General features: G+C 45.7%; 2 rRNA genes. Both read right to left on the bottom strand.

From position 1 onward, the window contains the following. Positions 1-3: 3 nt before the first annotated feature. Positions 4-119: ribosomal RNA gene (gene rrf, locus LZP69_RS15940) — 5S ribosomal RNA — on the bottom strand. Between the two features lie 157 nt (positions 120-276). Continuing rightward, positions 277-385 (bottom strand): 23S ribosomal RNA (locus LZP69_RS15935); the annotation flags it as partial.

Genomic DNA, 385 nt, shown 5'->3' with positions numbered 1-385 from the left:
GGCGCTTGGCGATGACCTACTCTCACATGGGGAGACCCCACACTACCATCGGCGCGATTGCGTTTCACTTCTGAGTTCGGGATGGGATCAGGTGGGACCACAAAGCTATTGTCACCAAGCAAAATTGTTAAATTCAGAAAGCTGTTCTTTATTGAGTCACACTAAAATCAAGTGCTTGTATTCTTTTGTTCAAGTTTCACCATTGTCACGACCTCCATGGAAGGAGGAAGTACTTTAAACGTCTGGAACGTTTTAAGTAAAACCCATTAGGGTTGTATGGTTAAGCCTCACGAGTCATTAGTACAGGTTAGCTCAACGCCTCACAACGCTTACACACCCTGCCTATCAACGTCCTAGTCTCGGACGGCTCTTTAGAGACCTTAAA

It is taken from the genome of Shewanella sp. AS1 (genome assembly GCF_021412565.1).
Taxonomy (GTDB): domain Bacteria; phylum Pseudomonadota; class Gammaproteobacteria; order Enterobacterales; family Shewanellaceae; genus Shewanella.
This window is presented reverse-complemented; position numbering and strand designations above follow the sequence as displayed.